Genomic DNA, 13,960 nt, shown 5'->3' with positions numbered 1-13,960 from the left:
GGATCGCAGGGCATCCTGCTCGCAGGGTGCCTGCGCCGCGCGAACCGCAAAACCTGCGGGCAGGATGCCCGCGTTCGGTTCACGATCAAGTCGCTAGTTTTAACGGACTTAGTTGATTATTAATGGTTTAGAACATGCAGATAAGAGCATAAACAGGACAGGAAGTGAAGCTAAAAACAACGATTTTGGCAACTTTCTGGCAACCAAACTCTCTTTCCAAGGTTGGCAGTCATCTCGTTGCGTATCCAGTAATTGAATACTCTAATCATGTCATTCAATATGGGTGTTTTGTCCGGTTTTGCACGTCCTATTTTTGAATTTGTTCAAAATGCCTCCGGGTGTGCGAAATTTTCGATTCCGCCCTGAATGATTTTCGGGTGTCGTCGGCGGGGTGTCCGGTCACGCTCGCCGTGTCGGCTTCGCCGTCTGCGCATCATCGCGCATGTCGCCGCGGCTCTCGAAAAACGAGGCGCAAAAAAACAGCCGGACACAAACGCGCGAACACCATTCGCTGGCTTCGGGCGGGACGTAACTCCATGTAGTTCTACCTCTTTGTGATTCCATACGGGCGTGACCCGATAGGCGCATAAAAAACACTGCTGTCAATCTGGAGCGCAGGGCGAGAAAGTCGAGCCCGAGAACAGATTGCACAGCAGTGATACAATCTCGCGCGGGTCACGGCGTTTGCCGTTCAGTTGAATACCTGTTTCCAGAGCTTAACTATGCGTCTTGTGCATTGATAAGGCTACGCACTTTTTCGTTAAGTTCATCCAGTGACAAATGATACATGGGGCCTCGAGCACCCTGATACTGGCAATTAACAGCAGCCAATGCCTGTCCATACTCAAGTGATTCAACGATTTTTGTTCGATCCGCCCCGAGGAAAGAGCCTCTACCGTTTTTACAAAGCTGATGAATAATGCCAGCACTGCACCAGTCGCCGCATCCAGTGGAATCGACAAATTGCTTTACCACAAATGCTGGTATTGTATGCCATGCGCCTGGCGTTGTAGAATTTGTCTTCAACCGATAACGAAGCCCCTCTCGGCCAAGTGTCTGGATTTCCAATTTTGGCAATTTTGATGCTGGATTACGCGGGATACGGTCAATTCGATCCGCTGAATATTTAACAATGTCTGAAACAGCGAGACATTCTGTGAATAGTTCATCGTGCTTGCAGGAAGATGGCTCGAAAAAGACAACGGCTCCTTTTTGACGCATAGCTGACGCCATTACCAATGCGCTTTTTTCTGCACGGTCAAAATAGAAGATGCTTGCGTGCGGTAAGTTAGGAAGAACTTCTTCGGCCTTCCTCTTAGGGAATGGTTGATATCGCGGAAGCCATTTTTCGGAATTGGGATACTTCCACTCAAATCGGGGACCGATGGTACCGTCTCGGCGCTGTGCGATACGCACAATAACAACAGGTGTAACGGCTGCGCTGGAACGGAAAACGAAATCTGTTTTGACCCCAAATTCCCTGAGATCATCAATTACATTTTGCGCACAACGGTCTTTTCCTAATCGAGCCACCGGATAAGAATTCCACTCAAAATACGAAAGAATGCTCAAGACGTTTCCACACGATCCTCCTGCATAGCGTTCATTTGCGCGAATGCGATCCTTACCAATCAACAATAAGTCCAAGGCAAGGAATCCCGACCCAACCGAGGTAGGCGTCGGGTTATCAGATATCGGAGAAGGACGAGATGGAATTACAGCAGCCATGAAAAAAGGGGAATGAATCATTTAATGCGCCGAAGATCAAATCGCGTCGAGCCCTATTTGATCGAAATCGAGGGATAGGCTTCGCCGCATAACCACACATGTCTTAGTTCTAGGTCATAGCTGGATGTTCCTGCATCGATTTGTTCATCGTAACCAATGGATTCCACGAGAACGACCGGTAAATCCAGATCAATTGCGGCCAACATTGCTCCAACAGAGAGCATCTTGTTCCCTAGAGGTGAAAGCACCACTTGGGATCCTCCAAGTGCAGCAAACAATTTGTGGCGTTCCGACACGAGGTTATGGATTGTGCGATATGAATCGAGGGGGTCACTTTCAGCTGCATAGAGAAAATCGCGATCATCAACACCCCACGTGCGAAGATTTTCAAAATATTCCGTGTATAGAAGGTCTGGAAGTCTCGGATTTCGGCAAGGAAACGGCAAAATTGGGCATACATCAATGGGAGTGCTTCTGCTTTTGCTACGTATGTATTGATAGATTTTGGTGAGAACGTCTGAATTTCCAAGAGAAAGAATCGGAATCCATAGGAGGGCTTGTTCCTCCGTGCTATCTAATGATTTGGTCCCCCTAAATCCATGGAGCATAGAAGCTTGATCGGATGGGATACCGCTTATTTTTTGATCGATCTGCGGTTGTTCAACAACAAAGAGATGAAGATTAAGGCCATGTTTTTGGCGACAAATATTTATCAAAAACGCAATTAGTGAAAAGTATACCCCACAGGAGAGTGCACTAATGTCGACAGCAACGTCGGTGTATTGAGAAAAATCTCTCTGTTTGATTTCTTCGACAGCCCGACGTCCGCCGACTGCGGTTACCCCATCGGGAATGATCTCTATTTTGGGAAATATTGCATTGGGAAGTAACTTTGACAATTCAATCTGAGTATTGTCGGCCCTAGGTCGTAAGATAGGTTGATCCATCACTCGCTCTTCGCGAAAAAATACAGCGTCCACCTGGCATCGTCGTATGGTTGCTAATTCATGGGCCCCTTTTGTTGCCCGTGGGTCAAAGCCTGCACCCCCAATCAATAAAATTTTTCGCCTCGGTTGATCGATATGTGACGTAATGAATTGCTTAAAGTCAGCGCCGTCCTGCACGACGCAAGGGTCCCATCGTGGCGTCATGGCTTTGTTGATTGTAATTGTTTCTCTAGGTCGATAGCAGTTCCTTCAACAAATCCACCGCGTTTGAAAGGCAGTCCCGAACGGACAATAAACACGCCGCCAAGCTCAATTAAGCACCATTGCTTTTTCTTGCATTCGTAGTTGGGAACCAGAGAGAGCGCGTTGTAGGCTACAGCGAATTTAAGCACAGTGGCGAGATAGGGATAATTATCGTCCATATGGTCGAAATCAGCTTGTGGTATGCCGAAAGCGTTAGCTCCATGATCAAGTGGTGCATTTAGTTCTTGGGTACGCCCAATACAACGATCAGCAATCCACTCGGAGAGGGCGCGAACACGACGATGTTCAGGAAATGCCCATGAGTCTATAATTTGCTTGGCCCGTTCAACTAGCAATTTATGTTGGTCTTTGGCCTGCAAAGCGCCAGAACGTTGTTTAATCAAAAGATTTTCGGATGCATCTACTAAGTGGGATGCTAAACGTAAGAAGGTTTCAGCGTTTTCAGATGCTGCGTCGCTCAACGCATCCAATCCAACGTAATAGGGGCGCTCAAATTCACTCAGAAGATGGATTCGTGCTCCGTCATATACACCAAGATCAGGTATAATAGGGCGATTTGGCTCAATATCCTCTTCGGGGAGAAGACTCATTTGAGGGACACGCTTGATATGACGATGAATAAGAACTCTCACCATGGCCCACCGTAACTCAAAGGAATTTTCGTGACGCTTTTCCAGCCAATCCCCAGTCATTTTCTCATATTCTGCAAGCCGCGTTTCAGAAATTCGGCTACGGTCGGCAAATTTTTCAACAGCCTCTTTTAATTTTTTACATTGGGTTTGGAGTAGTGGCGTGATACTTTCTGGGAGCATGCTATCCAATGTTGTGATGTTATTTTGTTTAAAAATAGGCATCTGACTTAGATATTTTCTACTCATTTCTTTGGCCATGCTCCGGAATGTTTTTCGGCCTTCAGTACGTTTGGCATTCTGAAGATTAATACGGATCAGATCGCGTTCAGCTGTTATGCCTGGCATATTAACGTCAGAGTCAATTATCGAGAGCGAATCAAACAACTCTTTCGGTTGGAGCACATCAAGTCGCGATAGTATCCATCGGCCAAGTGTTAATTCTCTTCTGATTAACCATGTCTTTAGTTGATTCAGTTGCCCAGTAGACAGAAGGTGAGCGTCGTCAAGAATCACCAAGGGACGAAGTAGTTCTGCCGAGAGTGAGTGGTCTGCACTTGTAGTCTTAATACGAAAACGATCGATAATGTCAAAAAGTCTATACGGCTCGATAATTTCACCTTCGATCTCTTGCTCGCTAGGCGGTACCAATGCACCCACAATCCGATAAATTTCAGATTCAATATTCTTGGCTCGGCTTAAGATTTGGTGGCCTTCCTTACCTCCAACAAAAGCAATTGCTGCGTTAGACTCTTCTCGTAATTGTAGTGTTACGGCATCTGGCCCTATCTCTGCTTTATTCAATTGGCTAAACCACGCTAACACAGCGCGAGCCTGTATGAGTCTCTGAAGCAATTCTGCGCGAATTTTTTCTGTATATGGTAGTTGCGATAGCTCACGATAGTCACTCTCTAGGGGTAGCCTACACCCCAGCACCTGTACTCGCCCATCGGCGAGCGCTCCGCATTTACTTAATGGATTCACTAACTCTGCGTAAGCGTTATCTCCACTGCGCATTAACGTAGTTAGTGTCGAAAATTCGAATAATCGTGCAATTGTAGTTTTCCCTGAACCGGGTTGCCCTTGAATCGATATGGGGCGGCGGTACAAACCACTATCGTTCGCGTAGGGCTCAAAAAAATATGTGAGTGGATCCGGAGCAACTATTGAAAGAAACGCTTCGTTAGTCCGGATGAATTCTGTGGCACGTGTTGCGAAGGGGTTTGCCATATGTCAAAAATGTCTTTGGCGACGCCGAAAGAGGGCGTGCATTTTTCGGTTGGAAGATACTGACGTTTGTGGCGTTTCGGCCCACAGTAATCCAATAGAATTATTAGGAGTATTGTGTTCTAATATTAGAGGGAGCCCACAGTTGGCAAAACCGAATTTTACGTCAGTTCCGCCAACTTCAAGGCTCTTAGTTATAATAGCTGGATCATAATATTTATCTAGCAGCGCATCAAGCTCTCTATCTTGTGTTCGTGTGAGCGAAACATCTAGATTTAAAAGCAAATCGTAAGTTGTTACAACTGGGGTTGGAAACCATTTTGGAGGACCTTTAGGCGTGGATGCCTCCTTTAGTAGACGCTCAATATTCTCTTTAGCCTTTGTAGTTCCAATATAATGGTGAACCGCAATACTACATGAATCGGAAAACATTTCATTTTTTTCGCGAAAGCGTACAGCAAATTTTGTTAATTTCCCCTTCCATTCGGATTCTTCACATCGCAATAAACTTTTCCCGCTAGCAGTAAAATCGTCTATGAGAAACAATACTTCGAATTTTGCTTCGGAATCACCTGTGCGTTTTCTCAACTCACTAAGCGTGTCTTTCCATTTGTCATCGGATAACTCATAATTGAACACAACTTGTTCATTGCTGATAATACCAGCACTTGCCCGCCGGAAACCGTCAATCCTCGCGCCGTCGCTAAGACCAATAAACAGTGTTCGTGCTAGTGTGTCATCATAATACTTCTTAGTTTCAGGTTTTGCCCATACTAAGTATTTTGGAATACTCGTTTTTAGAGAAACTCTATTTAGGAGAACATTGTGAACGTAGACCGGTCGAGTACGACGAACGAGATGTTCAATTTCAGTAAAGCTCAAAAATATTAGTTTATGCCTAATGAGATCATAGGCTTTTCGTCGATCATCAGGATCGAACTGCTGAAGCCATTTCAATAATGACTCTACAAAACGAGCACCGGCCCAAAAATCACGATAGGAGTCATATTTAAATCCAGCCATCATCCGGAGCCATCGAGTTTCTTGATTATCTTCCTCGAAGTTCCATCCCATGATATCGCGCAGGTGCCGGAGAGCATATCCTTGATTCATAATCGTCCGGATTGTATGGTTAACGTAATTTCAGGGTGAAATAGCCGCGGCGAACATGGCATTTTTTTGTGTAGGTAAGTAATCCTGCAACATTACGAATGCCGGCAGGCAAAAGGTTCCAACAAGATGTTAACGAGGGCGATACGGTATCTACACTGAGCGAATAAGGGTGAGTCAGCATTTCATAATCATTGCCGCCTATTGCACCATAATCACCTATTGCGAGGACATTCAGGCCATCTGGAACGCTCTTTTTTGCCGCTCGGATTGCAGTACGTTTTGTACTTTCTAATGGAATCACATCAAGTGAGTGGCTGGACTCCACAACACGAAATCTGTTCGCATCCAATGTGGAGAATAGTCGTTCCTTCACGATGGTTGCGATTGCCGAAAAGCTTATCGACTTGGGCGTTTTTATTGTGAGTTGATAGCTTTTGTTGTTCGGTTCGACAATCTTACGCAAATATGAATCAGCAAGAATGCGCCCGCGAAGCATCTCAAATTCGCTATGGTAGGGGCTGTCCCCATTTGCAGGTGGTGGTTCTGTCAGTTTCCTAGTGACTGCTCCGTTGTAATAAGAAATGAACACTTGCGAGTGATGGCATTGTACAAGCGAATTAGTAACTATTTGGTGAATCGAATCGCCACGCCCAGTGGCAAAATAAATCACAATATTGTTTTTAAGGAATTTTTCGAGAAACACCCGCACCGGCGGAGGCAGCATTGTTTCGGACGAAGAGCCAGGCCGCATAGTCGTCCCATCGAAATCCAAAACTAAGGCACCAAACCGTGATGCTGTTAAACTTGCGATGTAATCCCGTTGAGCAGCTTCAACTATCGTAAGATCGTGTAACTCACCAAGTGTGCCACGGGCTGCCTGCTTTCGCCGAGTTGGAGCGTCGGAGGGCATAGCTTGACCAACAATTTCTTTTGTCGGGCCTAGATGGTATATCTTGCTACCATAACTCGGCACGCTTGGGCGTCCTGGATCAATACCCACTGTGGTACCAACATACGCAGTGAGGTTAAAGACATCCATTAATAGCTCGAATCCACCCAGAGCCCCTTTTGTTTGGGTTGCCAGTTTTACAACGGCTTGCGCCGCCGGGAGAAGGGCGAGGGTTTTTTTAGCTAAACATGCACTATCAGGCGTAATGAGGGCGATTACCGTAGTTTCTTTACTATGTTTGTCGATCCAGTTGTGGCGACCATGTGCGAAGTGCCGATAGTCAGCGAGCATCACTCCGCCTAAACCTGCTTCGCTGAACTTTGATTCTAGGTCAACGGCGGCTGGACGCGCCCAGTCGCTGTAGATCACTATGTAATGAGATGTTGATTGTTGTAGTTTAAATACAGACTTAGGAGTGTCAATACGACCCACAATCGGAATTTGGAATGCTTGTAAAGTGAAGGCGCAAAAGATTGCAAGTGAGTTGGTTGCCAAGTAACCATCACGTCCGGATGGAAGCGAGTGCGCAAAGATCGTAGTGCGTTCATTGTCTGCTGATTTAGTTTCGATCTTAGAACCGCGACGCCCACAAACAATTAGAATACCGAGTGGCTCTTTTGCCAATGCGATTTCGTAGGTGGCCAACACATCACGATTGTTGCCACTTGCGGTGTAGATGACAACATAAGCTTGCCGTAGATCGGTTGATGACTGGATGAAGGACAACGGCGTATGTGCCACTGCTGTGGCATTTCGGTTTTCATGGAGAAGTCGCAAAAGCTCTGCGGCAGTGAAAGATCCTCCTGCCCCAACTGCTACAAGTAGGTGGCCTCGTGCTTGATTAAAAAAATCTGCTATTGGAGTTGTATCAACGGTGGCAGCCCACTCCATGCTAGCAGGCAGTTTGGCTAGTTCACTACGAAAAGGTTTACCCATAATTCTGAAATTTTGAAAATACCGGGAGGCGTTTTCATACTATTTTTACGTTACTCACGACGAAGTCTCTTTTTAGTCTGTGCTGTTCCATAGTTACGATCGGATTGAGGTTTAACAAATGAAATTATTGAAACGGATACATCAAGCTTAGGTTAAGCAACACAAAAACCGTATGATTGCCAATGGCCAATAACATTTTGGTGCAGATTATCTTGCAGGTGTAGGTGTGTAGTTCGAATTGCGGTAGTCAACGGTAGTCAAGGGAACTTGCTACGAGTGCGGCAATAACGGGGCCCCATTATCAGTGTTTGACCTAATTTAGGGAAATAGTCTGCTGTTACGCGTTTGTGGGGGCCAAACTTGTCGGTAAACATACAGGATACCTTATGCGATGGTATGCTCGTTCGTAAAGTGCAGTTTCTTGTCATCGCCAATGTAGAGGTCGATCTCCCCAAAGCCGTGGCTGGCGTGGGTGAGTTGCTGCATTGCGTATTCGGCGGATTCGTCGTCGGTGCAGGTGCTCCAAAATCCAGCGCCGTGCCGGCACCTCGTAAGCCAGAAGTTGTGGCCGTTGTGCTCGTCATCGAGATGAGTCAGGTCGGTTTCGTTTTCGCGCATGAACCGTGAGCACTCGCCCATGCGCTCAAGAGGGATTCGGTGGCGATTGAGGTTATTCCGAAATCATTGTCGAGCGGTTCGCCCGCGTCGTCGGTTGACGACCAAAGTGACGCGGTTAGGTAGCCTCTCAAAAAGCGAAAATTCGCGGTTTCACCGAGGTTGATATTGTGGAGCAATTCGATTCGCAGTGCCGTGCGTTTACAGCCTTTGAGCAGGTTGAGAAGTTCCAAATCGAACGTCGTTTCGCATGTAATCATGATGTTTGACGGAATCAGGCGCGGTCCGTTTCCGGCGACATGTCGGAGTGTCTTCGGCCATGCCCGATTCACGCCGTTCCGAAAGCACACCCAGTCAAAGGACGCCGGAGCCTGTGCGGAGGCGGGCGGTGTGGAGCCTGACAAGCTATGTAGAGTCAGGACTACATTGACGGGTGTGGTATCGTGACGGAACACACAGAGGGCAGCCATAACGGCTGCATGCCCTGATTTATCCCTGATTGTCAAAAAAGGGGCGTGTGCCCCAGCGGTCAGTCCTCATCAGAGAACATCAAGGTGAGAACCTGATCGGGCGTGTCGCCCGGCCCCATGTGGAGTTTCAGCTTGTGGGTTTCCTTGCCGAGTTTGACGTCGAAGAGCACCACGTCTGAAGTGTCGGCTCCGCGTATCTGAAGCTTCGCCATTGTGCTGATGTCATGGAGGATTCCGCTGATGTCCTGTGAATCATCCTGGCGCATGGCCGCTTCGATCGTCTGCCAAAGCGTGTCGGTGCAAGCGATCGGGAGTTTCCAATGTTGTTTGACGACTTCGTAGTTGCTCAAGTCAACAAGCACACCGTCGTTGATGGCTTGTTTGCGGGTGTAGGAATAGATGACACCACCGAATGGACCATTGTCGTTTGCGATCATGATTATGAATTGAAATCAGGCGCAGTCCGGTTCCGGCGTCGTTGCCGGTTGATCTCGGCGCCGCCCGATTTCGCCGCGCGCAGAGCACACCAAGTCAAAGGCGCATGGAGCCTGTGCGACGCGTGCCGTGGTGGAGCGCAGACCGAGCCGCGTCGAGGTCGAGAACGACCTTGATCTGGTGTGGTAAAATGCGGGCATCACAGGGCAGGCAGGGAGTTTTCATTTGAAGTTTCCCTATAAAAAACGCGCCAGTCGGAATGACCACCGCGCTGGTGATAAACGACATGAATTGAAGTCAAAGCCAACTGTGGCTGAGGGCGTTGGCATCACCGAAAAGAGCCCACGCGAGGTCGTAAACCACGGAGTGCGCCGCGTCGAATCCACAGCCTCCCACATGGAGGGATTCGTGTTTGCGATTGTAGCGCATCGCGAGTGCAGTCGCGACAGTCCAAGTAATGCGGAGCGGGCGTCCGTTTTTCACCACATACAAATCCACAAACCGGCTCATGCCGCTTTGGCTGACATGCCGGAGGATGACATAAACGGTGTCGCCGGATTTGAGATAGTCGTTGCGCAGATATTCGATTGCTTTCGCACGTTCGGATTTAACTTCGGGTTGGGTCAGGGTCGCGGAGTCGTTTGACATAATGATAAACGAAATCGTCCAACGTCCGCTTCCGGCGAAGTGCCGGGGCATCCGGTGTTGCCCGATTTCACCGATCTCGGGCACGCCAGGTCAAAGGCGCGCGGAGCAGGTCGAAGCGCGCCGTGGTGGAGGCGCGACGAAGGAGCGCACTACCTTGACGGCGTGGCAGACTATACGAACCCCAGGGCAGAGGGTTTTCCTCACCGCGAGTGGGCGGTGCGTGGCGTCGGTGTCCTGATTTCGGCGCGGGTCGCGATTGCGCATCAGGCCCGCGAGGAGTTGCGGGTCGTTCTGAGCGTGGCGGAGCCGGAAGGCCGGAGCAGAGCCGCCAAGGAACGCAGGCGGACTGCGGAGGCTACTGGAGGCGTTAGCCGTGCGAGTGAACGCGCCCGCATCTCTTCGCGCGTGCCGTGGTCACATTCCGCCAGCGCACGATGGCGCGCCGCGAAGCAAGTCCCTCTGGGACGAAGGGACGAGGCGCGTTTTCGTGTCGGTCGGATGCATCCAAAATTAGGATACAAAAATCAGGACAAACCGGCCGCTCGCGCGTCCTCTATTTAGCGTCGCACGCCGCCGGTATGTTGCGGTGCATGAAAACCCTGAAAAAAACATTGCGCCTTTGCGCAAGGGGAGAGGCGTCCTGCCTACAAAAAACGCATGTGCGTTTCGAGTGCGCGCGGCCTGTCCGCATTACTCACGCGCTTGTCGCGATGGAGGTGCCGTCGTGCTGAGTCCGAAGCCGCAGTTAAATCTTGCCAACGCACTTGGGTATTTTCGCGAGCATTTGTCCACGGGCGATTACTACATGGATGGTCATGTGGTCGCCGGTCAGTGGCGTGGCATCGCCGCGTCGATGCTCGGTTTGAAAGGTGTTGTCACTGAGGAAAAGTTTCTCGCGATGTGCCAGGGTTTTCATCCCGACACGGGCCAGCGTCTGACCATGCGGCACAATACGACGCGCCGCGATAGCGGGCACACGGTGTCGAATCGCCGCGTGTTTTATGACTTCACAATCAGTCCGCCGAAGTCGGTTTCAGTTGTCGCGCTGTATCAAGATGCCCGCATTGTTGAACTCCACGATCACGCGACTCGCGTGATGATGGACGAACTTGAAAAGTTCGCCGAGACGCGCGTGCGTAAAGACGGCGCAAACGGCGAGCGTGTGACCGGCGGAGTCGCCGCCGCGTTGTTCAGGCATGACACGAGCCGGGAACTCGACCCCCATTTGCACACGCACTGCGTGGTGTTCAACGCGACCTATGATTTTGCCGAGGAAAAGTGGAAGGCGCTTCATGCGACGGGCATGTATCGCGCGCAAAAGTTTGCGGAAAATCTCTACTATCACGAGTTGGCAAAAGGCCTCCGGCAACTCGGCTACGACATCGCCAACACACCAACCGGATTTGAAATTCAAGGGGTGCCGCAAAGCGTGGTCGCCCGGTTTTCCAAGCGACATCAACAGATCGACGCGGAGACGAAAAAGCGCATCGAGGAAGAAGGACTGCGCGGCAACGAAAAGGCACTGCGCGAGCAAGTGGCGCACGACAAGCGACGTCGCAAAATCAAGAACCTGCCGGCGGAGCAACTGCGCCCGCGCTGGTCCGCGGAAATGCCGGAATCCGAACGCTCGGCCTTGGCCAATCTCACCCCGGAAAAGTTGACTGCGCAGCCGCCTCCGCTGCCGTCCGAGAAAACCGACCTGTCCGCATTGGTGACGTGGGCGGACGCACACTTGTTTGAGCGCCGCTCGGTCGTCGGCGACTATGAGTTGATGTCCGCCGCGCTGGAGCGTGGTCGCGGTGAAAACTTCGGTCTTTCCGACTTGGAGAAACAAGTGTCGGAGCGCGATTACGTCCGCGATGCGAAGTCGCGCAAATTGACCTCGCGCGAGGCGCTGACCTGCGAACTGTCGCTCGTCATCGACGCGCAAGGTGGGATGCGTAAACACGCCGCGTTCAACACAACGCACCAGGCCGCGCCGGCGCTTTCGGCGGAGCAGTGCACTGCGGTCACGCGCATTTTGCGCAGCCGCGACTTCATCACGGTGTTTCAGGGCGGCGCGGGCACGGGCAAAAGTTTCACGTTGCGCGAGGTGGTGCGCGGACTGGAGGCGGCGCGGCATCCGGTATTCATTGTCACCCCGCAACACCAGCAGGCGGAGGATTTGCGCCGCGACGGGTTAAAGGCAAACACGCTTGCGAAGTTGCTCGTCGGCGGGGCGGACGCGCATTTGCGGCGCGGCGCGGTCGTGATTGTCGATGAGGCCGGACAGGTCGGCGGGCGCGACATGCGCGCGTTGACCGACCGGGTGCGGGCGTGCGGCGGACGGCTGATTTTGTCGGGTGACACACGACAGCAAGGCGCGGTTGCTGCGTCGGACGCGCTGCGCGCAATCGAGCTGCACACGAATTTGCAAACCGTGCATCTACGCTCGATTCGCCGGCAAGACCCGCAAGCCGCGCAGTCGGGAAAAGAAAAGGCGTTTATCAAAAAATACCGCTCGGCTGTGAAGGCGACGTCCGAGGGCCGTTTGTCGGACTCATTCGACAAACTGGACGCGCTCGGATGCATCCGCGAACTCGACGCGAAGGAGCGCATGGCGGAGCTGGCGCGCGAATATTGCGCGGCGCTTTATCGCGGCGAAAAAGTGCTCGCCGTCGCCCAGACTTGGGCCGAAGTGCGCGCGGCGAATGCGGCGATCCGCGAACGCTTGAAAAATGAGGGCAAGCTGAGTGAGGGCACGGCAGTCGAGTCGCTGCAATCACTTGATTTGAGCGAGGCACAGAAATGCGATGCCCGGTTTTATGCCGCCGATGCGAAGGTGTGGTTTGTGCGCGATTACGGGCGGTTCAAACGCGGTGACTGCTGCGAGGTCGCCGGCGCGGATGAGCACGGCGTGGCCTTGAGAAAAGACGGACGAACCACGACGGTAAGCCACCGCTACGCGGACAGGTTTGTGGTGGTGAAGACGCATCAGCAGGAGTTGGCGCGCGGGGATCGGCTGCTGATGAAATTTAATGGATACTCAATCGAAGGAACCCCGATACGGAACGGCGAACTGGTGACGATATGTCGTGTGTTAAAAGACAAAAGCATCCGTATCCGAGACGACGTTGGCACGATAAAAACACTCTCGTCGGCGCAGAAAATGTTCGTGCCCGGTTACGCGGTGACTTCGTATGCCTCACAGGGCAAAACCGTCGACACCGTGCTCGTTTCCCACGACGCCGAGCAAGCGCCGATCAACCGCCAGCAATGGTATGTTGGAATCTCGCGAGGGCGTCGGAAAGTCGTCGTGTTCACCGGCGACAAGGAAGCGCTACGTCTGAACGTGGAGCGCGAATCCGACCGCGAACTCGCGCTGTCGATCAGGCCCGACGAGGCGACCACTGCGCGCCTGCGCGAAAGACTTATGGAGGAGCATCAGCACCGGTTGACGCTGCAAGCGCAGGAACGCCTGCACGAATCAGTCCGGCAATGGGTGTCGCCACCCCTTCCCCAACAACAGCAACAATCAACAAATAGAGGAATACGAATATGAGCCTGAGAGAACAAATCGAACAACGCCGCATGGCGCAATCGGCGAACGGCAGCATCGCGTCCGCGAAACCGGGGAAATCGGAAAAGCAACCATCAACACCGCCGGTGCGTTTCCTGCGCATTATGAAGATGAACAAACGCTGCTGGGAGCTCCCGTGGGGGAGCTTTCACGGAGTGGGGTTCACGCCGGGTGCCGAGTCCGCTGACGATGACTCCAAATATGAACGCCTGCACCTGGTCTTCTCGCGCCATGAAGTCGCCGTGCGGGGTTACAATCTTGTCGGTGTTGTTATCGCCATCGAATCTAACACCTTTCGGAAACTCTGCGAGACGACGGAAAAATACACCGATGCGACGACACCCGTAATTTTAGCCGTGGAGATCAATGTGAAGACTCAATGAAACAACGCGAATGGGCCGTTCGTCCCTGAAAATGAGCCAAATATCCAAGCCGGGAAT

Annotated in this window: 12 protein-coding genes; 2 read left to right on the top strand and 10 right to left on the bottom strand. The window is 51.2% G+C overall.

Annotation, left to right across the window (positions count from 1 at the left end):
- Nucleotides 1–720: 720 nt before the first annotated feature.
- From CKA38_RS02810 to CKA38_RS02775, 10 genes are all read right to left on the bottom strand, one after another.
- Nucleotides 721–1,728 (bottom strand): PfkB family carbohydrate kinase, encoded by a 1,008-nt coding sequence (locus CKA38_RS02810; protein ID WP_161554689.1) that lies wholly within the window; start codon nucleotides 1,726–1,728, stop codon nucleotides 721–723.
- A gap of 53 nt (nucleotides 1,729–1,781) precedes the next feature.
- Nucleotides 1,782–2,879 carry a hypothetical protein gene (locus tag CKA38_RS15235; protein WP_152032637.1) on the bottom strand — a complete coding sequence of 366 codons (1,098 nt, stop codon included), beginning with the start codon at nucleotides 2,877–2,879 and terminating at the stop codon, nucleotides 1,782–1,784.
- The gene (locus CKA38_RS02800) at nucleotides 2,876–4,798 is read right to left on the bottom strand and encodes a hypothetical protein (RefSeq protein ID WP_152032636.1); all 1,923 of its coding nucleotides are present in this window, start codon (nucleotides 4,796–4,798) and stop codon (nucleotides 2,876–2,878) included. The genes CKA38_RS15235 and CKA38_RS02800 overlap by 4 nt, the downstream gene beginning before the upstream one ends.
- 3 nt (nucleotides 4,799–4,801) lie before the next feature.
- A complete protein-coding gene (locus CKA38_RS15230; RefSeq protein WP_152032635.1) occupies nucleotides 4,802–5,869 on the bottom strand; it encodes a phosphoribosyltransferase-like protein in 1,068 nt (355 codons plus the stop codon).
- 58 nt (nucleotides 5,870–5,927) lie between these two features.
- Nucleotides 5,928–7,793 (bottom strand): HAD family hydrolase, encoded by a 1,866-nt coding sequence (locus CKA38_RS15225; RefSeq protein WP_152032634.1) that lies wholly within the window; start codon nucleotides 7,791–7,793, stop codon nucleotides 5,928–5,930.
- A 384-nt stretch (nucleotides 7,794–8,177) separates the two neighbouring features.
- Complete coding sequence (locus CKA38_RS02795) at nucleotides 8,178–8,411, bottom strand: hypothetical protein (protein WP_108824135.1); 234 nt, start codon at nucleotides 8,409–8,411, stop codon at nucleotides 8,178–8,180.
- The gene (locus CKA38_RS02790; protein ID WP_152032633.1) at nucleotides 8,387–8,668 is read right to left on the bottom strand and encodes a hypothetical protein; all 282 of its coding nucleotides are present in this window, start codon (nucleotides 8,666–8,668) and stop codon (nucleotides 8,387–8,389) included. Before CKA38_RS02790 ends, CKA38_RS02795 begins: the two co-directional genes overlap by 25 nt.
- Nucleotides 8,669–8,937: 269 nt before the next feature.
- Complete coding sequence (locus tag CKA38_RS02785; RefSeq protein WP_108824133.1) at nucleotides 8,938–9,315, bottom strand: DUF6573 family protein; 378 nt, start codon at nucleotides 9,313–9,315, stop codon at nucleotides 8,938–8,940.
- A gap of 94 nt (nucleotides 9,316–9,409) precedes the next feature.
- Entirely contained in the window at nucleotides 9,410–9,601 is a 192-nt protein-coding gene (locus CKA38_RS02780; protein ID WP_108824132.1) for a hypothetical protein, read from the bottom strand.
- Nucleotides 9,602–9,610: 9 nt separating this feature from the next.
- The gene (locus CKA38_RS02775) at nucleotides 9,611–9,961 is read right to left on the bottom strand and encodes a hypothetical protein (RefSeq protein ID WP_108824131.1); all 351 of its coding nucleotides are present in this window, start codon (nucleotides 9,959–9,961) and stop codon (nucleotides 9,611–9,613) included.
- 724 nt (nucleotides 9,962–10,685) lie between these two features.
- Between CKA38_RS02775 and mobF the strand changes: the two genes are divergently transcribed.
- Nucleotides 10,686–13,502 carry a MobF family relaxase gene (gene mobF / locus CKA38_RS02770; RefSeq protein WP_152032632.1) on the top strand — a complete coding sequence of 939 codons (2,817 nt, stop codon included), beginning with the start codon at nucleotides 10,686–10,688 and terminating at the stop codon, nucleotides 13,500–13,502.
- Nucleotides 13,499–13,903 carry a hypothetical protein gene (locus CKA38_RS02765; protein WP_108824129.1) on the top strand — a complete coding sequence of 135 codons (405 nt, stop codon included), beginning with the start codon at nucleotides 13,499–13,501 and terminating at the stop codon, nucleotides 13,901–13,903. The genes mobF and CKA38_RS02765 overlap by 4 nt, the downstream gene beginning before the upstream one ends.
- Nucleotides 13,904–13,960: the final 57 nt, after the last annotated feature.

The sequence above is a fragment of the Ereboglobus luteus genome, assembly GCF_003096195.1.
GTDB lineage: Bacteria > Verrucomicrobiota > Verrucomicrobiia > Opitutales > Opitutaceae > Ereboglobus > Ereboglobus luteus.
Note: the sequence above shows the minus strand (reverse complement) of the source record. Positions and strands in the feature narration are given on the sequence as shown.

Excerpts from the sequence above, each read along its gene's own strand:
- CKA38_RS02795 (WP_108824135.1), bottom strand. The coding sequence starts at position 8,411 with ATGCGCGAAAACGAAACCGACCTGACTCATCTCGATGACGAGCACAAC.
- CKA38_RS02790 (WP_152032633.1), bottom strand. The coding sequence starts at position 8,668 with ATGATTACATGCGAAACGACGTTCGATTTGGAACTTCTCAACCTGCTC.
- CKA38_RS02780 (WP_108824132.1), bottom strand. The coding sequence starts at position 9,601 with ATGTCGTTTATCACCAGCGCGGTGGTCATTCCGACTGGCGCGTTTTTT.
- CKA38_RS02810 (WP_161554689.1), bottom strand. The coding sequence starts at position 1,728 with ATGGCTGCTGTAATTCCATCTCGTCCTTCTCCGATATCTGATAACCCG.
- CKA38_RS02765 (WP_108824129.1), top strand. The coding sequence starts at position 13,499 with ATGAGCCTGAGAGAACAAATCGAACAACGCCGCATGGCGCAATCGGCG.
- CKA38_RS15235 (WP_152032637.1), bottom strand. The coding sequence starts at position 2,879 with ATGACGCCACGATGGGACCCTTGCGTCGTGCAGGACGGCGCTGACTTT.
- CKA38_RS02785 (WP_108824133.1), bottom strand. The coding sequence starts at position 9,315 with ATGATCGCAAACGACAATGGTCCATTCGGTGGTGTCATCTATTCCTAC.
- CKA38_RS15225 (WP_152032634.1), bottom strand. The coding sequence starts at position 7,793 with ATGGGTAAACCTTTTCGTAGTGAACTAGCCAAACTGCCTGCTAGCATG.
- CKA38_RS02800 (WP_152032636.1), bottom strand. The coding sequence starts at position 4,798 with ATGGCAAACCCCTTCGCAACACGTGCCACAGAATTCATCCGGACTAAC.
- CKA38_RS02775 (WP_108824131.1), bottom strand. The coding sequence starts at position 9,961 with ATGTCAAACGACTCCGCGACCCTGACCCAACCCGAAGTTAAATCCGAA.
- CKA38_RS15230 (WP_152032635.1), bottom strand. The coding sequence starts at position 5,869 with ATGGGATGGAACTTCGAGGAAGATAATCAAGAAACTCGATGGCTCCGG.